We start from the raw sequence: 21,665 nt of genomic DNA on the forward strand, positions 1-21,665 counted from the left end.
TAGCCGCGTTTGTACCCACAACGTACCCCTATTCATTCCGCAAATCAATCATCCCGCCAACGCATTCGCCGCCGCCACGATGTCCTCATCCTTCGGAATGACCAGGAACGCCGCGCCCGCCAGCGGGGTGTAGGTATCCGCACCGACGACGCGTTGCAGCGGCTTGCCGCCGTGGCCGGCTTCGGTAATCGCGGTAATCACGCCCTCGCCAATCCCGGCGCTGTGACGGCCTTCATCCACCACCAGGATGCGCTTGCATTCGCTCGCGTGTTTGGCAATCGCCGCGTGGTTCAGCGGTACCAACCAGCGCAGATCCACCACGCGCACCTTCCAGCCGTGTTTGGCTTCGATCTGGCGCGCGGCGCGCAGGCTCATCGGCACGCCGTTGCCGAAGCTGAAGATCACGCAGTCCTTCGCCTTGGGGTTGTAGACGCGCTCCTCGCCCAAGGTCAGGGCTTTGTCAGGCGCAGGGTAGTCGGTCAGCCACCCGCCATCGCCGGCCTCGTACAGATCCTTGGTCATGTACAGCGCGATCGGTTCGAGGATGGCGCACACCCGGCCATCCACTTTCGCCAGCGCAGCCAGCGTGCGCAGCATCATCGCGGCGTCATCGCCACGTGAGGGGCAGCCGACGACCAGGCCAGGAATATCGCGCAGCGCCGTCACCGAGTTGTCGTTGTGGAAATGCCCGCCGAAGCCGCGCTGGTAGCCAAGACCCGCAATGCGCACCAGCATCGGGTTGGCAAACTGGTTGTTGCTGAAGAACTGCAACGAGCAGGCCTCGCCGCGAATCTGGTCGATCGCGTTGTGCAGATAGGCCAGATATTGAATCTCGGGAATCGGCAGCAGGCCCACATTGGCAAAGCCCTGCGCCATGCCGAGGATCATGGTTTCATCCAGCAACGTGTTGAACACGCGCTTGTTGCCGAACGCCTTGTGCAGGCCCTTGGTGACGGTGTACACGCCGCCCTTCTGCGCCACATCCTCGCCGAACAGCAGCGTCTCGGGATATTTCGCAAACAAATCGTGCAACGCTTGATTGATCTGGATCGCCAGATGCCTGGGAACTTGCTTCTCCGGCAACTTGTCTTCACTGCCGAAGGCTTTGATGCGTGCTTCCAGCGACGGCATTCGCACCGCTTCCGCGGCCACCTTGTCCGGCGTGTACGGGGCCAGCGGCGCCATCACCTGTTCCAGCGTTGCGATGCGCGGACGCCGGTCGGCGTCTTCGGCAGCGGCAAAACACTTCTGTCGGGTGGCTTCGTACAAGGCGAGGATGTCATCCTTGCTCATCGCGCCGGATTCCAGCGCGATGGCGGCACTGCGCAGCAATGGATCGGCGGCTTCCACCGCACACAATTCCTCGATCGAACGCCATTCGATTTCGAAATCGGTGCCGGCGTGGCCCATGATGCGGTTGGTGCGCAGGTGCAGGAAGGTCGGGCGACGGGTCTTGCGGCAGTGCTCCACCGCCCGCAGCACATCGCCATAGCCTGCGGCCAGGTCCAGGCCATCGGCGAAGAAGTAATCGAGGTCGGGGCGGTTCCTGAAGTTTTCCGCAATCCAGCCGCCCGGGGTTTTCACCGAGATGCCGATACCGTTGTCCTCGCACACGTACAACACCGGCGCGGGCAGCTTTTGATAGGCCGTCCACGAAGCCGCATTGAACGCGGTCTGCGCGGTAGCATGGTTGCTGGAGGCATCGCCAAAACTGCAAATCGCGATGCTGTCATCCGGAATCGGAAGGGCATGACCGATGCGCTTGGCCGCTTCGATCGCCACCGCCGTACCCAGCGCCTTCGGCAAGTGCGAGGCAATCGTCGAGGTCTGCGGCAATACCCACAACGGCTTGCTACCCCAAACCTTGTGGCGGCCGCCCGACGCCGGATCTTCCGCACTCGCCGCAAACGACAGCGCCGAATCCATGATCGGATCCATCCCCGGCAACTTCCTGAACCTTTCTGCCATAAAGCCGCCGGAACGGTAGTGCAAGAAGGCCGGATCCGTATGCCGCGCCGCCCGTGCCACCATCGCATTGCCTTCGTGGCCGGACGAACCAATGGTGTAGAAGACCTTGTTCTGCACCCGCAGCACCCGCGCCATCAAGTCGAGGTGGCGCGAGATCAATTGCGATTCGAACAACTCGCGAAAGCCCTGCGCGTTGAGCGCGCTGCCGTCGAGAATGGCCTCGCCTGGCGCCGGCTTTGGACGTGGCGACCCGGCCCAGTTCTTCACGAATTCGCTGAAATTGACGTCGCAGATTTCAGCGCGGTTGAGGCCCTTCATGCGGGCAGGAATGGGGTTCGGGACGGTGTTGAACATGGTGTTGTGATGGAGATCCTGGTCCCTCTCCTGCCGGGAAAGGGGTTGGGGTGAGGACTGGCACGCGAGCAATGACAAAGGTTCGATGCAGTGAACCCTCATCCGGCACTGCGGGTCACATACACTCGGCACATCCTTGTGCCTCGCCCTTCGGGCGGCTTACGCCGTGCAAATCGGCAGTCCTGCCGATTTGTCTCCCGGCGGGAGAAGGAAAACAGGCACTCAGAACGCGTTGATGCCGGTCAGTTCGCGGCCGATCACCAGCTGGTGCACAGTCTCGGTGCCTTCGTAGGTGATCACGGATTCGAGGTTCAGCGCGTGGCGGATCGCGGCGTGCTCGGTGGTGATGCCGGCGCCGCCAAGCAGGTCGCGGCATTGGCGGGCGATATCAATCGCCATGCGGCAGTTGTTCCACTTGGCCAGGCTCACCTGCTGCGGTGCCATCGTGCCGGCGTCCTTCAGGCGACCCAGCTGCAACACCAGCAATTGCGCGAGGGTAATCCGGCGCGCCATGTCGGCCATCTTGATCTGTGCGCTCTGTGTGGCGGCCACCGGACGGTCGAACAGGATGCGCTCCTTGGTATAGCCCAGCACTTCCTGCAGGCAGGCAATCGCCGCGCCGATCGGGCCCCAAGTGATGCCATAGCGCGCTTGCGTGAGGCAGCCCAGTGGACCCTTCAGGCCCTTCACATTGGGCAGGCGGCTGGAATCGGGCACGCGTACGTTGTCGAAGAACAGCGCGCTCGTCACCGAGGCGCGCAGGCTCATCTTGTGCTTGATCTCTTGCGCAGTGAAACCGGGCATGCCCTTTTCCAGCAGGAAGCCCTGGATGCCGTCGTCGGTCTGCGACCACACGATCGCGATATCGGCGAGGTTGCCATTGGTGATCCACATCTTGCTGCCGTTGATCACCCAGTCACCGCCATCGCGCTTGGCATGGGTCTTCATGTTGGCCGGGTCGGAACCGCCGTGCGGTTCGGTCAGGCCAAAGCAGCCGATCACCTTGCCTGCCGCCATGTCCGGCAGCCAGCGCTGGCGCTGTTCTTCGCTGCCGTAGGCATAAATGGGGTACATGCACAGCGAGCTCTGCACCGACACGAAGCTGCGGATGCCGGAATCACCGCGTTCCAGTTCCTGGCAGATCAGGCCATAGCTGACGCCGTTCAAACCGGCGCAGCCGTATTTCTCCGGCAGCGAGGAGCCGAGCAGGCCGAGTTCGGCGATTTCCGGTACCAGTTCCTTCGGGAAGCGGCCCTGGTCGAAGGCCTCACCGATGATCGGGATCACGCGCGCATCGGTAAAGCGCGCCACGGTGTCCTGCACCGCGCGTTCGTCATCGGTCAGGAGGGAGCGGACATCGAACAGATCAACGGGATTGAGGGCCATGGCCGCACTCGTTTTGGTGAAACCGCCATTTTACCCGTGCACAGCGCCCAGCCGGTACGTGCAATTCGCCCACGATGCCATGCAAATCGACGATCCCGCCGATCCCGGCGCACGATTCGCAAACCACCCCGGCCCTGCCCACCTGAACGGACGATCCGGACCGAATCAAGCGCAGCGCTCACCTTGCCGCCGTGCGTGCTAGTTTTTCCACATGGTCAATCCCTTCACCCAACGGCTGTTGCAGTGGCTGGGCAAGCTGAGCTTCCCGCGCCTGTTCGTCATCGCCGCTGCGCTGTTCCTGTTCGACGTCGCGATCCCGGACTTCATACCGTTTGCCGATGAAATCCTGCTGGGGCTTGGAACACTGCTGCTGGCCCGGTTGAAGAAACCGGATGCGGCCGAACCCGACCCGCGCCCCCCGATCGACGGCGAAGTCCGGCGCTGAGATGCGCCTGATCGACAGTCACAGCCACTTCGACGCTGCGGACTTCGACACCGACCGCGACGCCGCGCTCGCCCGTGCGCAGGCTGCGGGCATTGACGTTCAGATCGTTCCCGCCATATCTGCCGACGGCTGGCTAAAACTCAGGCAGGTCTGCGCAAGCCATCCCGGCCTGTATCCTGCCTACGGCCTGCATCCGATGTTCCTGGCCGATCACCGACCGGAACACCTGCATGCACTGCGCGACTGGATCGCGCGGGAACGTCCGGTCGCGATCGGCGAATGCGGACTGGATTTTTTTGTCGAAGGCCTCGATGTCGATGTGCAGCATGATTATTTCGATGGACAACTGCGGCTGGCGCGCGAGTTCGATCTGCCGGTGATCGTGCACGCACGCCGCGCGGTGGACGCGGTGATCACCGCGATCCGCAAGATCGGTGGCCTGCGCGGGGCGGTGCACAGTTTTCCCGGCAGCGCCGAACAGGCGGCGCAGCTGCACAAACTCGGCTTCCTGCTCGGCATCGGCGGGCCCGTCACCTACGAACGCGCGCACCGCCTGCGGAGCGTCGTGGCAACGATGCCGCTGGAACAGCTGTTGCTGGAAACCGACAGCCCGGACCAGCCCGGCGTCGCCCAGCGCGGCCAGCGCAACGAACCGGCGCACCTGGTCGAGGTGCTGGACGTGGTAGCCGTGCTGCGCGATGCGCCGCGCGAGCGGATCGCCGAGGCCACCTGCGCCAATGCACGGCGGCTGTTCAAGCTGCAATCCTCGGCCTGAGGGCACCGGACTGAGGGCACCAGGCTGAGGGCACCAGAGCCTGCGCCTTGCCGCGATCAGGGCGCTTCGAACACCGGCTTGCCGTCCACGTAAGTCGCCTTGACGGCAAGCGTACGCAGCTGCGCCTCCGGTACCGCCAGCGGATCCTGTGCCAGCACCACGAAATCGGCGCGCTTGCCGATCGCGAGGCTGCCGATCTCGATTTCGGCAAAACCGGCGTAGGCAGCGCCGAGGGTAAAGCCACGCAGGGCTTCGAACGCGGTCAGCTTTTCATCCGGATACCAGCCTCCCGGCGGATTGCCTTGTGCATCTTCGCGGGTCACGGCGGCATACAGGCCCAGACGCGGATCCGGTGATTCGACCGGGAAATCCGACCCCAGCGCCAGTGGCACGCCGGCATCGCGCACCTTGCGCCAGGCGTAAGCCCACACCACGCGCTGCGGCCCCAGCCGGGCTTGCGCCCACGGCATGTCGGAGGTCGCATGGGTGGGCTGCATCGAAGCGACCAGATGCAGCTGCACCAAGCGCGGCAAGTCCTCGGGCGCCAGCACCTGCACATGCTCGATGCGCCAGCGGTGGTCGCTGCCGCTGTCAGTGCCGAGCGCATGCGCGTAGGCATCGAGGGTCATGCGGATGCCGCGATCGCCAATCGCGTGGGTGGCGACCTGCACGCCGCAGCGCCTGGCCTTCACGGTCGCCGCCGCCATCGCCTCGGGACTGGTGACGTACAGCCCGCGGTTGCCGTGGTCATCGCTGTAATCCTGCAACAGGGCCGCGCCGCGGCTGCCGAGCGCGCCGTCGGCAAACAGCTTCACCGTGCGCATCTGCAGGCGCCCGGAGGGGTGCCGATACAGCCCGTTGGCGCACAGCCAGTCCAGCGCCGGACCATCGCCAAAGGCCATCGCGTAAACCCGCAGCGGCAGCTTCCCTTGGTCGGCCAGGTGCTGGTAAGCGCGCAGCTCTTCGAGGGTGATACCGGCGTCGTGCACGCCGGTCAGTCCGTCGGCGACGGCAGCGTGCATCGCCAATTCCAGCGCGTGCTCCAGCGTCGCCGCATCCGGCGCCGGGACGGTCGCGTCCATCAGGTCCATCGCGTTGTCGATGAACACGCCATCGGGACGACCCTGCGCGTCGCGCCGGATCACCCCGCCATCCGGCTGCCAGCTGCCGCTGAGGTCACGCTTGACCGCGCGCAGCGCCGCGGAATTGGCCCAGCCGGCATGGCCATCGACCCGGCGCAGCCAGATCGGGCGATCCGGGAACGCCGCATCCAGATCGGCCGCCGTGGGAAACGCCTGCTCGGGCCAGTCGTTCTGGTCCCAGCCGCGTCCGGTCAACCACGCGCCCTTGGGCAGCGTCGCCGCGAATGTCTTCAGCCGGGCAAGGATTTCCGCCTTGCTGCGGGTGCCGTTGAGATCGACCTGCAGGAAACTCATTCCCAACGAGGGCAGGTGTCCATGCGCATCGATCAGCCCCGGCACAACCGTGGCGGCGCCCACATCGAGCCGGCGCGCAGCCGGATAGCGTTGCAACAAGCTGGCGGCATCGCCCAGCGCCAGGATCTTGCCGGATGCGTCATAGGCCATCGCCTGCGCCTGCGGCTGGTTCGTGTCCATGGTGTGGATGCGATGCGCCGTCAGGATGGTGACATCAACCGCTGCCAGCGGCCCGGCGGCGAGCGCCAGCAGCACGGCAAGAAAGAATCTGTGCATGGTGATTGCCCCGGGGGTACCGTGCGAACGATGCGACAAACCATACACAACAGCAAGCGCACGGGTGGCTGTGGATGCCCGCGCGTGACGACAGAGCCAGCGCCGCGCTAATCTGCACGCTGCATGCCACAGCACGACTTCAGCCTGGAACCCGACGACCTCGAGCGGCTCGCCAACCTGTGCGGCCCGTTCGACGCCCATCTGCGCCTGATAGAACTGCGGCTGGGGGTGGAAATCGCCAATCGTGGCTGCGTGTTCCGCGTCAGCGGCGAAGACGACAAGGCCACCGCGCAGGCCGAACGCCTGCTGCGCCTGCTCTGGGACGAAACCGCCGGCGAAGTGCTGGACGAACAAGCGGTGCACCTGCGCCTGGGTGCGTTCGCCGGCGATACCCCGACGCCCGGCCCAGCCGGCGACCACACTTCGCAAGACGTGGCGATCCGGGTCAAGCGCGGCACCCTGCGCGGGCGCGGCGACAACCAGCGCCATTACCTGCAGGCGATCACCCGCCACGACATCAATTTCGGCGTCGGCCCGGCCGGCACCGGCAAGACCTTCCTCGCGGTGGCGATGGCGGTCGAGGCGCTGAACCAGTCGCGGGTGCAACGCCTGATCCTGGTGCGACCAGCGGTCGAAGCTGGCGAGAAGTTGGGCTTCCTGCCCGGCGATCTCACCCAGAAGGTCGACCCCTACCTGCGCCCGCTCTACGACGCGCTGTACGAAATGCTCGGCCTGGACAAGGTAATGCGGCTGCTGGAACGCAACGTCATCGAGATTGCCCCGCTGGCCTACATGCGCGGGCGCACCCTGAACGATGCTTTCGTGATCCTCGACGAAGCGCAGAACACCAGCATCGAGCAGATGAAGATGTTCCTGACCCGGCTCGGCTTCGGCAGCACCGCGGTCATCACCGGCGACCTCACCCAGATTGATCTGCCCAAGCACCAGAAATCCGGCCTCAAGGACGCGGTCGAAGTGCTGCGCGGCGTGGAAGGCGTCAGCTTCACCTTCTTCGAAGCCCGCGACGTGGTGCGGCATCCGCTGGTGGCGCGTATCGTCAACGCTTACGATGCGCGCGACGGACGAAACGCGGAATCCTGAAATTCGCTGTTTCGACGCCAAACCGCATCAGGAATCTTCATCAAGCTGCCAGAGGTCTCCCGAATGACCCAAGGGCCCGTCCATCTCGAAGTCGCCGTCGGCTATGCGCTGCCGCGCAAGGGAATCCCGGCAGCGACGAGTTTTCGCAAATGGGTGGCGGCGGCGCTGAACGGGCGGATTCGTGAAGCAGACTTGGCGATCCGGCTGGTCGGTGCGCGCGAGGGGCGCGCGCTCAATCGCCATTACCGCGGCAAGGATTACGCCACCAATGTGCTGAGCTTCCCCGCCGAGCTGCCCGAGGGTCTGCCCAAGGGCGTGACGCTGCCGCTGCTGGGCGACCTGGTGCTGTGCGCGCCGGTGGTGGCACGCGAGGCGAAGGAACAAGGCAAGCCACTGGCCGCCCACTACGCCCACCTGATCGTGCACGGCTGCCTGCATCTGCTCGGCTGGGACCACGAAGACCCGCGCGAAGCCGAGGCGATGGAGCAGCTGGAGCGCGAGATCCTGGCCGGGTTGGGCTTGCCCGACCCCTACCGCGAGGATTGAGCCCCCGTCATTGCCGCTTCAATTGTCGGGCGATGCCCCCGAGCCGGCGATATCCAGGTCCCGCAGGATCGCCTTGAAACGCGGATCGTCGGCATAGCGCGCCAGGAACGGCATGTAGCGGATTTCCACGATTCCCGGGTCGCCGCTGCGGCGGGCCACGTCCAGCCAGTGGAACAAGGCCTCGCGATCGTCGCGCTGGGCATAAATACCGGCGATCTGGGTGGGCGCATCCCGGCCGTGATCACGGATCAGCGCCTGCAGGGCGGCTTCAGAATTGGCGCGATCGCCGGCCGCCCAGTACGCCATCGCCAGCGCATACTCCCGCCACAGCGGCAGCGGCTCGCTGCGCGCCGCATCAATCGCCTCCCGGGTCCGGTTTTGCTGAAACAGGGCCACGGCAAGGAACGCATGCACCAGCGGCAGACGCGGTTCCAGGTCACGCGCGCGCCGCAGCGCCGTCTCGGCCTGGCTGTAATCGACCAGCGCCAATTCGACATAGCCCATCTGGTAGAGCATCGACGCGGACAGTGGATCTCGGCGCAGCGCCTGCCGCAGCGTGGCCGCGGCCGCCTCCATCTGCCCGAAGCCGGTCTGGCGCACGGCCAGCATCCCGAGCAGGGCCGGGTCATCCGGCTGCAAGGCCAGCCCGCTGCGGATCTCCTGCTCCGCGCTGACCGCATCGAGGGCCACGTCGCCCAGCCACAGCGCGCGGACGCGGTGCGCGAGCGGATCGGAGGGATCGAGCCTGAGCGCCGCTTCGGTATCCAGCCGCGCCTGCTCGCGCAGCGCTTCCACCGGGCCGGCCGCCGCATCGCGCAGCGCCAGCTGTCGCAACCGCACCAGCGCCTGCATGGCGTGCGGCCGTCCCCAGCGCGGATCGATGGCGATTGCATTGGCGAAAAACCCGAGCGCTGCCTGCTGCGCTGCCGGATCGCCGCGCTGCATGGCCCACTCGCCTTTCAGCAAGGCGTCGAACGCCAGCGCGCTGCCGCCGGGCGGCAGGTCCGGCGCGGTGGCCAGTGCCGCCCTCGACACTTTCAGCACCGCGGCGATCCGCGCCGCGATCAGCTCCGCCAAACCCGGCAGCTCCGCGGCAGAGCGGTCCAGCGTTTCGTGCCACAGGCTCTGGCCATCGCCGGCGCGGACGAAGTCCAGATCCAGCAGCAGACGATCGCCGCGTTGGGTGAGCTTGCCGCGCAGCAGGTGGGTCGCACCCAGCCGCTGCCCGATCTGCGGGGTGAGTTCCGCCGAATCGCGCAATCGGAACGCCGATGCCGGCGCGATGGTCGCCAGCGCCGGCGTGCGGGCGAGCGCATCGGACAGGTGGCGGGCAATGCCATCGCCCAGATAGGCCGGGGTGTCGGCTGCGGTGGCCAGCGGCAGGACCCCGATCAGGAATTGCCCGGTCGGCGCGGCCCGCGAGGATTGCGACGCCGTGGCCTGGGCGCTCGCCGGCGGCGGTGCGGCGGGCTTCGAACAGGCGGTCAGCACGAAGACCAGCAGCAGCGCAACCGCCGCAAGCGCCTTGCGCACCGCTGTTGCATCTCCGATTTCGGACAAATGACGCATGGGGTCCTCCCGCAGCAACGCGCCAATTATTCGTGGAATCCGGCGTTCGCACCATGCCCACCCGGCGCGGGGCGCCGTGATTCGCTAGACTGGCGGCGTTTCAGACATCCGCCAATGCACCCAATGCCCGAGGACGACAGTCGAACCGCCGCCGAACCCGAAGAGAAATCGTCGGACAAAGGCCACCGCTCCTGGCTGGACCGGATCAGCTCCGCGCTGTCCGGCGAACCCACCACCCCCGAAGACCTGATCGAACTGCTGCGTGACGTGCAGACCGACGGCGTGATCGGCGCGGACACCCTGCGCATGCTGGAAGGAGCCATCGGCGTGGCCGACATGACCGTCGGCGACGTGATGGTCGCGCGTGCCCAGATGGTCACCCTGCCCGCCGACGCCAGCCTGCCGGAGCTGATCGCCCAGGTCGTCGAATCCGGCCATTCGCGTTTCCCGGTGCATGGCGAGGACAAGGACGAGATCCTCGGCATCCTGCTGGCCAAGGACCTGCTGCGCGCCGTCGCCACCGAGCACGGCCAGGCCACCATCCATTCCCTGCTGCGCCCGGCGGTGCTGATCCCGGAGTCCAAGAACCTCAACGTGCTGCTGCGCGAGTTCCGGCAGTCGCGCAACCACATGGCGATCGTCATCGACGAATACGGCGGCGTCTCCGGCCTGTTGACCATCGAGGACGTGCTGGAGCAGATCGTCGGTGAAATCGACGACGAGCACGACGAGGCCGGCGACGAAGGCACCCTGATCGCCGCGCAGGCCGACGGCCAGTTCGTGGTCGACGCCCTGACCCCGATCGCCGATTTCAACGAGCGCTTCGGCGCGGACTTCCCCGACGACGAATACGACACCATCGGCGGCGTCATCACCGATGCCATCGGCCATCTGCCCGAGGCTGGCGAAGAACTCACCCTCGGTCGCTTCGCCTTCCGGGTCGCCCGCGCCGATGCCCGGCGCCTGATCGCGCTGCTGGTGAGCGTCGATGCCGAGCAGTGAGCGCCGGCGCGGCGGCAGCGACAGCACCGCCCGGCGCCTGCTCTGCATCCTGCTTCCATTGCTCCTGCTGGCCCTGGGCGCACTGCGGCTGGCGGTTGCGGCGGTGCCGGCATCGGCCCCGGTTTCCGCGCCTGAACCCGCTGCGCCGGCTGCCGCGGAGCCGCCGCGGATCGGCGTGCTCACCATGGGCCCGGGGGATATCTTCTGGGAACGCTTCGGCCACGACTCGATCGTGGTCGCCGATCCCACCCTGGTCGAACCGACCAGCTACAACTTCGGCTTCTTCGACCTGCACGAGGCCGGATTCATGCGTCGCTTCATCGAAGGACGGATGCAATACATGCTGGTGGCCCTGCCGCTGTCCGAGGACCTGGACTACTACCGCCGGGTCGGCCGCGGCGTGCGTGTGCAGTGGCTGGACCTGAGCCCCGCCCAGGCGCGCGCGCTGGCGGCCGCGCTGGCGGAAAACGCCCGTCCCGAGAACGCCCGCTACCACTACGACTACTTCACCAGCAACTGCACCACCAAGGTGCGCGACGCGCTCGACCGTGCGCTGGATGGACGGCTGCGGCGCCAGACCGAAAACCGCTCCAGCGGCGACAGCTACCGCAGCGAATCGCTGCGGCTGGCCGCGCCGGCACCGTGGCTTTGGGTCGGTTTCGACATCGCGCTGGGGCCGTCGAACGATCGCGCCCTGACCCGCTGGCAGCAGGATTTCCTGCCGCGTCGCCTCGCCGATGACTTGCGCCAGATCCGCCTCGACGATGGCCGCCCGCTGGTCACCCAGGAGGTGGAGCTGTTGCCGCAGCGGCTGGCCGCAGAACCCGAAGACGGCAGCGTGCCGCTGTGGCCGTGGCTGTTGGCAGGCATTGCGCTGGCGCTGCTGATCGGCAATGCCGGAACGCGCAGTACTCGTCCGCTGGCGGCATTGGCCGCCGGTTTCTGGCTGCTGTGCGGCGTGCTTGGGCTGACGCTGGCGCTGGCCTGGGGCTTCACCGAACACCGCGCGCTCTGGGCCAATCGCAATCTGTTGCTGCTGGATCCGCTGTGCCTGCTGCTGCTGCCGGGGGCGCTGGCACTGCTGCGCGGGCGCCAGCCATCGGCGCGATTCCGTTTCCTGCTTCTGGCCGTCGCCGTTCTCGCCGCGCTGGCCTGCCTGCCGCTGTGGCTGCAGGTTTTCCCGCAGCGCAATGGCCACTGGATCGCCCTGCTGCTGCCCCTGCACGCGGCGCTGGCCTGGCGCTGGGGACGCAGCACCGCCGCCGCGACTTGATCAGGCGATTCAAGCAGCGCAGGATTCGCCGATGAATGACACCCTCGCCCTGACCCAATGCGTGGTCAACTGCGCCGCCTACGATCGTCACGGCCAACGCCGCGACATCAGCCTCGACGCCATCAGCGACGTGCTGGCCGTGGACGACGGCAGCTTTGTCTGGGTCGGCCTGTACGAGCCCGACGCCCACCTGCTGGTCAAATTGCAGGAAGAGTTCGGCCTGCACGACCTTGCCATCGAGGACGCCCAGAGCGCGCACCAGCGTCCCAAGATCGAGGCCTACGGCAACAGCCTGTTCGTCGCCGTGCACACTGCGCAGAAAGTCAATGGCCACGTCGCTTTCGGCGAAACCCAGATCTTCGTCGGCCCGCGTTTCCTGATCACGGTCCGGCACGGGGCATCGCTGAGCTATGCCAGCGTCCGCCAACGGATGGAACGCGAACCGGAAGCGCTGGCGCTGGGCCCGAGTGCGGCGTTGCACGCGGTGCTGGATTTCGTGGTCGACAATTACCAGCCGATCGCCTCCGATTTCGAGAACGAACTCGATGCGCTGGAACAGGACGTGTTCGCCGAAAGCTACAAGCGAGGCACCATCCAGCGCCTGTACGAACTGCGCAAGGAACTGACCCGGATGCGGCTGGCGGCCGCACCGATGCAGGACATCCTGTCGCAGATCACCCGCACCCCGGCATTTGCCATCCCCGAGGAAGTGCGGCCGTATTTCCGCGACGTCCACGACCACGCGCGACGCGTCGGCGACACCATCGACACCCTGCGTGAAATGGTCGCCGCGGCGATGAACGTGAACCTGTCGCTGGTGACGGTGGCACAGGGCGAGATCGTCAAGAAGCTGGCCGGCTGGGCCGCTCTGCTGGCCGCGCCGACCCTGATCACCAGCTGGTACGGCATGAACTTCGAACACATGCCGGAACTGCCAGGCCGCTACAGCTACGCCATTCTGATCGGCGTCGTGATCCTGGCTTGCCTGACCTTGTACTACTACCTCAAGAAGATCGACTGGCTGTAGCACACCGCGTCGCGCGCAGGGCGCGCTCCCACAATGTCCATGTCGAGCGCAGGGGCGCTCCTGCAAATTCTCATGCAGGAGCGGGCCCTGCCCGCGACCGCTGCCTTACTTCCCGATATGCGCGCGCAGCCAGTCGTTGACGGTGGTGTGCCAGAGCAGGCTGTTGGCGGGCTTGAGCACCCAATGGTTCTCGTCCGGGAAGTACAGGAACTTCGATTCGACCCCGCGGCGCTGGGCGGCGGTGAAGGCGGCGATGCCCTGCTCCACCGGGATCCGGAAATCCTGCTGGCCGTGGATGATCAGGATCGGCGCGCGCCAGTTCTTGACGTAGTTGGCCGGGTTGAAGCGCTGGTAGCTTTCCGGGTTGTCATACGGCGTGCCGCCGTTTTCCCATTCCGAAAACCACAGCTCTTCGGTCGCATAGCCCATCAGGAAATTGTCGAACACGCCGTCGTGGGAGACGATGCACTTCCACGGTTGGTTCCAGTTGCCGGCGATCCAGTAGGCCATGAAACCGCCGTAGCTGGCGCCCAGCGCGCAGGCGCGGTTGCCGTCGAGGAAGGAATACTTCGCCTGCGCGGCGGCCCAGCCGGCTTTCAGGTCTTCCAGCGGGCGGTCGCCCCAGTGCTGGCTGATCGCATCGGTGAAGGCCTGGCCATAGCCGGTGCTGCCGTGGAAATCGATCATCACCACCGCATAGCCCTGGCCGGCGTAGGTCTGCGGATTCCAGCGGTAGCTCCAGCCATCACCGAAGCTGCCCTGCGGACCGCCGTGGATCAGGAAGGCGACCGGGTATTGCTTGCCGGCCTCGTAGTTCCACGGCTTGACTACGTAGCCGTGCACGGTTTCGTTGTTCCAGCCGGTGAAGCTGAACTGCTCGTACTCGCCCCAGGCCACGTTCGGCAGCATGTCCTGCGCGCTCGGGGTGATCTGGCGCAATGAGGAATGGCCATCGGTGCCGGTGGTGTAGATCACGTCGCCGCTGCGCATCGAGTTGCGTGAAATCGCCAGCGTGTCGCCAGCGAGGGCGACGCTGGACACGCTGCCGTCACCGACGACCTTGCGCGTCGCGCCGGTGGTCACGTCCACCGCGAACAACGGATGCTGGCCCATGTCGGAGGCGGTGGTATAGATCGTCCCGCCATCGGCCGACAGGGTGATGCCATCGGCGCTGCGGTCCCACTGCGGATCGATTTCGCGAATCTTTCCGTCGGCCAGGTTCATCGCCATCAGCCCGAACCGATCGGCCTCGAAGCCGGGGCGCTTCATCGCCCGGTAGTACAGCGTCTTGCCGTCGGCGGAAAACACCGGGCCGGCATCCCAGGCGGGGTTGGCGGCGGTCAGGTTGCGCGCGCCGCTGCCGTCGGCATTGACCAGCCAGATGTCGAAATTGGTGCTCCACGGCTCCTCGCGGTTGGCCTGGCGCACGCTCATCGCCACCTGCTTGCCGTCCGGCGACCAGGCGAAATCCGACAGATCGCCGAAGGGCTTGGAGGGGATGTCGCCGTGGATGCCGCCACTGAGCAGGGTGGCGGTGGTCAGCTGGCCCTCGCCGCCCAGCGGCGCCGCGAACACGCGGTTCAAGCGACCATCGTTCCAGGTGTCCCAGTGGCGGATGAACATGCGGTCGAAGGTGACGCCGCTGGCCTTGCGCGCCGCGACCTCATCCAGCTTCTTCTTCGTGCAGGCCAGATCCGCCGCGCACTCCGGAAACACCGCAAACGCCAGCGCCGCCTGATTGCCATTGGGCGAAAGCTTGTAGCCGTCGACGTCGAGCGGGAAGTTGCTGAGCTGGCGCGGCTCACCGCCCTCGGTCGGCATCGCATACAGCTGGCTCGATCCGGATTTGCCGCTCAGGAAGTAGAGCGTGCGGCCATCCGGCGAAAACGCCGGCGAATTGACGTTCCACCCTTCCGGGCTGATCTGGTGCGGCGGCACGTTGTCGCGCGTCACGAGATTGCGCAGCCACAGCGAACTGCTGGCCTTGCCGGTGGCCGGGTCGAGTACGCGCTTGGAAAACACCAGGAAACGCCCGTCCGGTGACAGCGTGGGCGAGGAATAGCGGTCGAGCTGGATCATCTCCTGCGGGCTGAGGCCGTGGCGGGCCGGCGCGGCGTTGGCCAGCGTCGGCAGCGCCAGGGCGAGGGCAAGCGGGAGAACGGCGTGATGGAGTTTCATGGCGGTGTCCTTGCTAAGTTTCATGGCGGATTCTTTGATACCTCTGATACCTCGCCGATACGAGCGGCATTCGCTCGTCCATCCCCACGCAGGCGGGCATCGTTTCACATACGAATGTCCGAGTATCCATGGTCGTTCGATGCATGCAACAAACGTCCATGGGTTCCTGCTTTCGCAGGAACGACGATCAAGTCGCGTTCGGATTGGCCTTGGCGCCGGTGCGGTAGAGCAGCCAGCCGACCACGGCCAGCACCGCCAGGCCCACCCACTGCCCTTGCTGCAGGAATTCAGGCAAGGCGATGACGTCAGCACGGCCGGAGACCACGATCGGGATCGCGATGAGGATACCCATCAGCGCCTCGCCGGTGATCAGGCCGGCCGCGAACAGGGTGCCCGGACGATGCAGACGATCGCGCGCGGATTCGTCCTTCGTGCCGACCATGCCGTGGCGCTTTTCGACCAGATACGCCAGCAGGCCGCCAAGGAAGATCGGCACCATCAGTTCCAGCGGCAGGTAGATGCCGATGGCGGCGGCCAGTACCGGCACGCGGAAGCTGCTGCCTTTGGCCTTGAGCCATTCGTCCAGCGCGATGATGACCGCGCCGATCCCGCAGCCGATCGCGATGATCGTCCACGGCAACTCGCCACCGAACATGCCCTTGGCCACCGAGGCCATCAGCGTGGCCTGCGGCGCCGACAGCGCATTCGGGTGCTCCGGCGTGGGCGCGCCGATGCCGTAGGCCTGCGCCAGCAGGCTCAGCACCGGGGCCATGATCAGGGCGCAGGAAAACGCGCCGATGCCGAGCATCAACTGCTGCTTCCACGGCGTGGCGCCGACGATGTAACCGGCCTTCAAATCCTGCAGGTTGTCGCCGCCCACCGCCGCCGCGCAGCACACCACCGCGCCGATCATGATCGCCGCCACCGCTCCCAACGGCGCGCCGTTCACCCCCACCGCCTGCTTGCCGGCCTCGCCCAACAGCACCAGCAGCACCGCCGAGGCGAACAGGATGGTGGCAATCGTGATGCCTGACACCGGGTTGTTGGAACTGCCCACCAGCCCGGCCAGGTAGGCCGACACCGAGACGAACAGGAAGCCGGCGACGATCATGATGATCGCCATCGGGATGCTGACGTGCCACAGGCCGACGATGGCCTGGTACAGCCCCAGCAGCGGCAGCACGAACACCACCAGCGCGATCAGCATCCACTTCATCGGCAGATCGCGTTCGGTTTCCGCCACCAATTCACCGCTGCCCTTGCGCGCGGCGGCAATCCCGCTCTTCACGCCCGACAGCAGCGACTTGCGCAGCGAAAACAGCGTCCACACCCCGCCGATCAGCATCGCCCCGACGCCCAAATAGCGGATCTTGGCCGACCAGATCGCCCCGGCGACATCGGCCGGGCTGGCGCCCACGATCGACTGCGCCAGCGCCGGATCGGCATCGAGGAAGAAGGCGTGGTAAATCGGGATCGCGATGTGCCAGGACAGGATCGAACCGGAGACGACCACAATCCCGATGTTCAGCCCGACGATGTAGCCCACCCCCAGCAGCGCCGGCGACAGGTTGGTGCCCATGTAGCCCAGGTACTTGCCGAAGAACCCGGCCCCGGCGGCGGTGTCGGGGATCAGCCGCATGCCGCTGGCCGCGGCCGCCTTGATCAGCCCGCCCAGCGTCGCCGAAAACGCCAGGATCTTCAGCCCCGGCCCCGGATTCTCGCCGGCCTTGAGCACCTCGGCCGCCGCCTTGCCCTCCGGGAACGGCAGCGGCTCTTCCACGATCATCGAACGCCGCAGCGGCACCGAGAACAGCACGCCCAGCAACCCGCCCAGGCCCGCGATCGCCAGAACCCACAGATATTTGAAGTCCTGCCAGTAGCCCAGGATGATCAGCGCCGGGATGGTGAAGATCACCCCCGCCGCGATCGACGACCCCGCCGACGCGCCGGTCTGGACGATGTTGTTCTCCAGGATGCTGCCGCCGCCAAGCAGCCGCAGCACCCCCATCGACACCACCGCCGCCGGGATGGCAGTGGCGATGGTCAAGCCCGCGAACAACCCCAGGTAGGCATTGGCCGCCGACAGGATCACCGCCAGCACGATTGCCAGCACCACCGCACGCAGCGTCAACTGCGGCACCTTCTCACCCGGGTTCGACATCAGCGATCCTTTCAGACAGGCAACCGCGCAACGCTAGCCGCTGCGGGCGGGCAAGTCCAGTGCGGAAGGGTTGGTCTCTGACTTCTCCCTGCTCATCTGTCTCCACTCGGGTTGCGATATTGAATCGCTTAGCCAAGTGTCCGTGAAGCAGGGTCGGCTTGAACGAATTGTTAGGTGCCACAATATTGCCATTTTTCAAAGAACTCACCACTGTCGTTAATGCCTAGCGGAAATTCAAGGCGACTAAGCCACGAGGCATCCGTATGTTCCGGCAAAGGCGGTAGAGTTGCTGCAATCAGGAATTGCTCGCCGGCACGTTCAGCAAACTCATGTTCGATTTCACTCAATTGGGCAGTTGTAAGCTCTTCACGCAGATCGTCTGGAACTTCCAATAGTGTAATTTGCGTAAATGCATCGGTACGGTGCCTTGCGATGACTTTAAAAATTCGCCCGGATTTCCACATGCATAGACCCCACTCTGGGTAAGCGGAAAAGCTGTCCACACACCGAGCGTTAGCTGAAATGATTAAATATCTATGCGGGGCGGCTAAGCCGCCGAATTTGTAAGTTGCATCACAAAATGTAGGCTCACGAAACAGCATCCCGACCTCATAAGACAAGATGGTTGGCCAAGGGATCGAAGTGTCGCGATAGAAGGCGCCGCACTGGGCGAAGACCTCTTCCAGGTGTATAGACATGCTTGAATTCTCTTGTGGCACCTAACTCTTGAATCAAGCCGAGCCGCGAAGCAGCTTCGACTTGAATAAATTGTTAGAGCTCGCCTGAGGGATCGTTCTTGGGCTCTTTCATGCCCAATGCCGCCCTGAACATAGGGTGCACTTGGAAGCTGTTGATTGAGTTCAAATTTAATGTTGAAACTTGATGGGGACCTACATAGGAACTACCGCTGCGTCTCTGCGCTTTGAGGCCGCCAATCGCTTTCGCCCGAAGAAAACCAATGTTCCACAGAAGGTCTATTAGGTAATCGTAACTCTGCTCTTGAATCCATGACGAGCTAGAAGATGTTTTGATCTCGCCCTCGCAAATTTGTAGGCAAAGATACTCTAACTCGGAGCGGTCAAACAGATATACTCTTCCGCGAAAAACTTCGAATATGTTTTCTAGCCCAGGTGTTTGGAATCTATACTCTGAGGCGATGTCTTTGTTGCGCGACGCCGAGTAGTCAAGTTCCACCCTCGATATGGTGCTGTAATCAATAGGCGCCGCGCCGCCACTGCGGGCGTCGTCTACTGCGTCAGAGCAGAATTGAATTAGCTCACGAGGGCGGTAAAGTGTCCGGTCAACCAGGTAATTGAATGACTTCGTTTTGCGGTAAGCAAGCGTTTCAGCAAAGACCTCGTTCCAAGCTTCTTGGTCTGTTCGGCCCTTCAGCTCTGGAAACGAATGTCTGATTCTGTTCGCTGCGACGGTCAATAAGGACTCCTCGTTCCAGCGAATGGTCTCAATTAGGTCGCGATATTTCTGGGCATCGTCGTAAAGCGACGGGATGCTGTCGTACAACTCTTGCCGCAATGAGATGTATGTAGTTAGGCCTGAGAATTGTTCGTTTAACCATATTGAGGCTTGAAACAAACCGGAGACGAAAGCGCGGGCGTCCTCTGAGTTGTCCCATCCCTTGTCCAGCTCATCGATGATGATGACAATTTTTTGGGACTTGAGGAGCTCTCGTAGAGGGTCATAAAAGGGTTCCAACTCCTGAAGTTGATATAAGTTTGCCAGCTGTCTGGTCTTTACACTGGCCTCGTAAGTGCCGACTTTCAGTCCCTCTATCCGCTTGAGGTAGGAAATTAGCACAGAAATGGGGTTATCCTGCGACTCCGCGTGTTTGTCGCGAAGATATTCATATATTTTTGCGGAAGGCCCAGTTTTTAGCTTTTTACCGACCTTCGAAAGTGCCTGCATCGTTTTTACGAGAATCAAGTATTTCCAGGCGGATGAGAAAGCGCCGTGCTTTGCCCAAGCACCTTCGCTCTCCGACCTGAGGATGGATGAAAGCATTTCATACGAATATGTTTCCGGATTGAGCTCTAGTACAAGTTCGCCGCTTGCACGGGCTCTCTCGCCCAATATTTTGAAGATCGCGCTTTTCCCTGTTCCGCGATTTCCAAGAAGAATGGTTCTTTTCCGATCGGAGATTCTTTTAAAGGCTTCAGACTCAAAAAAATACTCGGCGAGTCCAACATTGATGTCGCGTTCCGCAGCGGGCGCGCCAAAGTGCATGCTTTTAAGGTCAATTGTCATAATCTTTCCTGTGAGCTCTAACGCCTGAGTTAATCCGCCCCGCTGCACGGCGGCAATAGAGCGCGGACAAAACAGGCCGGGCACCTTGAGTGCATGAACTAGCTGCCCAAGCTTGTGAAGACGCCAACAGCAAGTTCTGCCCACACGTACAGGAACAGCGCTAGGACTAAGGCGCCGACCGCGAGCCTACGGCTTGGATTGACCTTTCTTGCGATGAGAACAAAGGAAGATCCAGCAACAAAAATGAGTGCGCCCATGACGGCGAAGTCTGCGGTGCTCCAATTGACAGAATCTTTCAATTGCATTGCGATTAGCGGAATGAGTAGCAGTGCACATGCAATTGCCGCAATCCAGGCAAATACGCTGTTGCATGAGATGAGGCTGTTGGTTGCAGTAGCCATTGAACAACCCTCTGTTGCCTAACGCCTGAGTTAAGCCGACCCGCTGCACGGCGGCAATAGAGCACGAACATGCCTAAAAAATTTGCCGCCGTGAAGCGGGTTCGGCTTGAACGAATTGTTATGTTGCAGACTCGCCATGCTTAAGCCAGTCTGCATTGCTTATGAGTGTGGATTGATAGATATTGATGTTGGAGCATCCCTTAATGCTTTTGATAAGCGACTTGACGTCCTTAACTAGCGACGGATGTAGCCATGGGCTGAGAGTGACTCTAGAGATTGCGGCTAGATCAATTGCAACTGCAAGAGATGCCCTTTCTTCCGTTTTTGACTCCCACAGAAGCCTTGACTCCTGCTCTGGGCGGAACGGGTAACGCTTTAGAAAAGGAAGTCGCTCTTTAGCTACAGCCTGATCTTTTAGCTCTTTGATGGTCAGGTACTCGACGTTTTGGAATTTTAATCCTTGCACGTTGGCAAATGACCCTTCGAGTCTATTCTCATCAAACTGTACGCGTACCCCGGATGCTCCGGGCGCAAAGACTCGCCAGTGATGATAGGTTTCCTCCGCTCTGGCGAAACAAAGTGCTAGGACGGACTTTAGCTTGCACTTTTCACGATACAGCGTGATATAGCTCGAATCGTTTTTGTCGTCCCAAGATAGCGGGTCAAGAAGCGTCAGCTCACGGTTGGTGAGCATGTGAATTAGGGATGGCAATTCGGTATAACGGAGCAGTTCTTGGCTAGCCATGTAGTCTCATCTGCAACATAACATCTGTCTACACTCCCAAAAGGAGCTATCCGCCGATACTGCTACGCCACCCACACGTCGTCAAGCGCATCATTTGGCTAAGGTTTTTTCCACACTTCTCACCCACGCACACAAAGACAACAGCGCCCGAAACTTGACTGGCTCCTTCGCTGGCGCAGCCATCCCGTCATCACGTCGATGGAGCAAGAACAAGAACACCCACCATTCAGCACTTCCCTGACCCCGCAACCAGCCAATTCCGATTCCGTCATGGCCTCGTGCAAGCCACGATTGCACCATGACGACCGCACGCTCCACGCTGATTGCACCCGGCACCCCGGGAGCCTACCACTGCGTCCAGCGCTGCGTGCGCCGCGCCTTCCTGTGCGGGGTGGATCGGTACTCCGGGCAATCCTTCGAACACCGCAAGCACTGGGTCGAACAGTGACTTCACCTGCTGGCCGAGTGCTTTGCCGTTGCCATCCACGCCTACGCGGTAATGAGCAACCACCTGCATCTTGTCCTGCACATGGATCCGGCCTGGCTGGCGGCATGGACAGATGCCGACATCGCGAAACGCTGGGTTCGGTTGTTCCCGCCCCGCATCGACTCCGAGGCCGAACGGGCCAGCAAGTGCAGTCGGCTGCTCCAACAACCCGAGCGCTTGGCCGTCCTGCGTGCCCGCCTTGTGATGGCTAACGCTTGAGTTGAGCCGACTCGCGTCGTGGCAGCGGCTGCGTGCTAGCGTAGCGCAGACACG

The 21,665-nt window shown here is 63.5% G+C and carries 19 protein-coding genes; 9 read left to right on the top strand and 10 right to left on the bottom strand.

Annotated elements, in window-relative coordinates:
* Positions 1–48: 48 nt before the first annotated feature.
* Both M9902_RS02885 and M9902_RS02890 read right to left on the bottom strand, forming a co-directional pair.
* The gene (locus M9902_RS02885; protein WP_297221072.1) at positions 49–2,322 is read right to left on the bottom strand and encodes a thiamine pyrophosphate-dependent enzyme; all 2,274 of its coding nucleotides are present in this window, start codon (positions 2,320–2,322) and stop codon (positions 49–51) included.
* A gap of 222 nt (positions 2,323–2,544) precedes the next feature.
* Complete coding sequence (locus M9902_RS02890) at positions 2,545–3,708, bottom strand: acyl-CoA dehydrogenase family protein (protein WP_297221077.1); 1,164 nt, start codon at positions 3,706–3,708, stop codon at positions 2,545–2,547.
* A gap of 211 nt (positions 3,709–3,919) precedes the next feature.
* Between M9902_RS02890 and M9902_RS02895 the strand changes: the two genes are divergently transcribed.
* Together M9902_RS02895 and M9902_RS02900 are read left to right on the top strand one after the other, a co-directional pair.
* Entirely contained in the window at positions 3,920–4,153 is a 234-nt protein-coding gene (locus M9902_RS02895) for a DUF6116 family protein (protein ID WP_297174242.1), read from the top strand.
* A 1-nt stretch (position 4,154) separates the two neighbouring features.
* Entirely contained in the window at positions 4,155–4,928 is a 774-nt protein-coding gene (locus tag M9902_RS02900; RefSeq protein ID WP_297221080.1) for a TatD family hydrolase, read from the top strand.
* A 56-nt stretch (positions 4,929–4,984) separates the two neighbouring features.
* Here the strand turns inward: M9902_RS02900 and M9902_RS02905 are convergent, their stop codons facing one another.
* A complete protein-coding gene (locus M9902_RS02905; RefSeq protein WP_297221082.1) occupies positions 4,985–6,640 on the bottom strand; it encodes an amidohydrolase in 1,656 nt (551 codons plus the stop codon).
* Between the two features lie 123 nt (positions 6,641–6,763).
* On the opposite strand from M9902_RS02905, the gene M9902_RS02910 reads away from it, so the two are divergent.
* Together M9902_RS02910 and ybeY are read left to right on the top strand one after the other, a co-directional pair.
* Positions 6,764–7,741 (top strand): PhoH family protein, encoded by a 978-nt coding sequence (locus M9902_RS02910; RefSeq protein WP_297221083.1) that lies wholly within the window; start codon positions 6,764–6,766, stop codon positions 7,739–7,741.
* A 63-nt stretch (positions 7,742–7,804) separates the two neighbouring features.
* Positions 7,805–8,287, top strand: a complete 483-nt coding sequence (gene ybeY / locus M9902_RS02915) for an rRNA maturation RNase YbeY (RefSeq protein ID WP_297221084.1) — start codon at positions 7,805–7,807, stop codon at positions 8,285–8,287.
* 18 nt (positions 8,288–8,305) lie between these two features.
* Here the strand turns inward: ybeY and M9902_RS02920 are convergent, their stop codons facing one another.
* A complete protein-coding gene (locus M9902_RS02920; RefSeq protein ID WP_297221086.1) occupies positions 8,306–9,856 on the bottom strand; it encodes a tetratricopeptide repeat protein in 1,551 nt (516 codons plus the stop codon).
* A 123-nt stretch (positions 9,857–9,979) separates the two neighbouring features.
* Here M9902_RS02920 and M9902_RS02925 point away from each other — a divergent pair, with 123 nt between their 5' ends.
* The 3 genes from M9902_RS02925 to M9902_RS02935 are packed head-to-tail and all read left to right on the top strand — an operon-like array spanning position 9,980 to position 13,158.
* Complete coding sequence (locus M9902_RS02925; protein ID WP_297221328.1) at positions 9,980–10,858, top strand: transporter associated domain-containing protein; 879 nt, start codon at positions 9,980–9,982, stop codon at positions 10,856–10,858.
* Positions 10,845–12,131: a DUF4105 domain-containing protein gene (locus tag M9902_RS02930; protein WP_297221087.1), complete on the top strand. Its 1,287-nt coding sequence runs from the start codon at positions 10,845–10,847 to the stop codon at positions 12,129–12,131. The genes M9902_RS02925 and M9902_RS02930 overlap by 14 nt, the downstream gene beginning before the upstream one ends.
* A gap of 31 nt (positions 12,132–12,162) precedes the next feature.
* Positions 12,163–13,158 carry a magnesium and cobalt transport protein CorA gene (locus M9902_RS02935; protein WP_297221088.1) on the top strand — a complete coding sequence of 332 codons (996 nt, stop codon included), beginning with the start codon at positions 12,163–12,165 and terminating at the stop codon, positions 13,156–13,158.
* Between the two features lie 105 nt (positions 13,159–13,263).
* On the opposite strand, the gene M9902_RS02940 is transcribed toward M9902_RS02935, so the two are convergent.
* The 6 genes from M9902_RS02940 to M9902_RS02965 form a co-directional block, all read right to left on the bottom strand.
* Complete coding sequence (locus tag M9902_RS02940; protein WP_297221329.1) at positions 13,264–15,336, bottom strand: S9 family peptidase; 2,073 nt, start codon at positions 15,334–15,336, stop codon at positions 13,264–13,266.
* Positions 15,337–15,523: 187 nt separating this feature from the next.
* A complete protein-coding gene (locus tag M9902_RS02945) occupies positions 15,524–17,497 on the bottom strand; it encodes an oligopeptide transporter, OPT family (RefSeq protein WP_297221089.1) in 1,974 nt (657 codons plus the stop codon).
* Positions 17,498–17,667: 170 nt separating this feature from the next.
* Positions 17,668–18,195 (bottom strand): hypothetical protein, encoded by a 528-nt coding sequence (locus M9902_RS02950; RefSeq protein ID WP_297221091.1) that lies wholly within the window; start codon positions 18,193–18,195, stop codon positions 17,668–17,670.
* Positions 18,196–18,268: 73 nt separating this feature from the next.
* Positions 18,269–19,843 carry a hypothetical protein gene (locus tag M9902_RS02955; protein WP_297221093.1) on the bottom strand — a complete coding sequence of 525 codons (1,575 nt, stop codon included), beginning with the start codon at positions 19,841–19,843 and terminating at the stop codon, positions 18,269–18,271.
* A 14-nt stretch (positions 19,844–19,857) separates the two neighbouring features.
* The gene (locus M9902_RS02960; RefSeq protein WP_297221095.1) at positions 19,858–20,160 is read right to left on the bottom strand and encodes a hypothetical protein; all 303 of its coding nucleotides are present in this window, start codon (positions 20,158–20,160) and stop codon (positions 19,858–19,860) included.
* Between the two features lie 118 nt (positions 20,161–20,278).
* On the bottom strand, positions 20,279–20,905 hold the full coding sequence (locus M9902_RS02965) for a hypothetical protein (protein ID WP_297221097.1): 627 nt from the start codon (positions 20,903–20,905) through the stop codon (positions 20,279–20,281).
* Between the two features lie 298 nt (positions 20,906–21,203).
* Between M9902_RS02965 and M9902_RS02970 the strand changes: the two genes are divergently transcribed.
* Both M9902_RS02970 and M9902_RS02975 read left to right on the top strand, forming a co-directional pair.
* Entirely contained in the window at positions 21,204–21,353 is a 150-nt protein-coding gene (locus M9902_RS02970) for a hypothetical protein (protein ID WP_297221099.1), read from the top strand.
* Positions 21,354–21,404: 51 nt separating this feature from the next.
* The gene (locus tag M9902_RS02975) at positions 21,405–21,611 is read left to right on the top strand and encodes a hypothetical protein (protein WP_297221101.1); all 207 of its coding nucleotides are present in this window, start codon (positions 21,405–21,407) and stop codon (positions 21,609–21,611) included.
* Positions 21,612–21,665: the final 54 nt, after the last annotated feature.

It is taken from the genome of Thermomonas sp. (genome assembly GCF_023953935.1).
Classification (GTDB): Bacteria; Pseudomonadota; Gammaproteobacteria; order Xanthomonadales; family Xanthomonadaceae; genus Thermomonas.